2 pseudogenes are annotated in these 581 nt (G+C 69.5%); one reads left to right on the top strand and one right to left on the bottom strand.

What is annotated here, in order from left to right:
- A pseudogene (locus A5779_RS22135) lies at window positions 1–398 on the top strand (arylsulfatase); the annotation flags it as partial.
- Here the strand turns inward: A5779_RS22135 and A5779_RS33130 are convergent.
- Window positions 393–581: pseudogene (locus A5779_RS33130) on the bottom strand (hypothetical protein); the annotation flags it as partial. The pseudogenes A5779_RS22135 and A5779_RS33130 sit on opposite strands and share 6 nt — an antisense overlap.

The following is a 581-nucleotide window of genomic DNA, read 5'->3' as shown; positions in this document are numbered from 1 at the left end:
GCTTCACCTACTACCCGCACACCGCCGAGGTCGGGTTGGGTGCGGCCGCCGAACTGCGCGGGCAGTCGTTCACGGTGCTCGCCGAAGTCACCGTGGACAGCGCCGACGCGCAGGGCGTCTTGTTCAAACAGGGCGGCGCACACGGCGGCCACGTGCTGTTCCTCGCCGACGGCCGGCTGCAGTACGTCTACAACTTCCTCGGTGAGCACGAGCAGACGTTGGTCTCACCCGATCCGATCCCGTTGGGACGGCACATCTTCGGTGTGCAGTACCGGCGGGCCGGCACTGTCGAGGGCAGCCACACCCCGCTCGGCGACACCGCGCTGTACGTCGACGACACCGCGGTGGCCGAGTTGGCGGGGATGCAGACCCACCCCGGCATGTTCGCGCTCGCCGGACAGGTCGACGGTGACCTGCCGGATGGTGCCGCCGGTGAAGGCGAACGGTGCCCGGTACTGCTGTGACACCGCCGATCCCGTGTTGCGGCCGATGCAGATGCCACCCCCGGCGAGCGCGAACATGCCGGGGTGGGTCTGCATCCCCGCCAACTCGGCCACCGCGGTGTCGTCGACGTACAGCGC

Source organism: Mycolicibacterium peregrinum (genome assembly GCF_001665625.1).
GTDB classification, from domain to species: Bacteria; Actinomycetota; Actinomycetes; order Mycobacteriales; family Mycobacteriaceae; genus Mycobacterium; species Mycobacterium peregrinum_B.
Note: the sequence above shows the minus strand (reverse complement) of the source record. Positions and strands in the feature narration are given on the sequence as shown.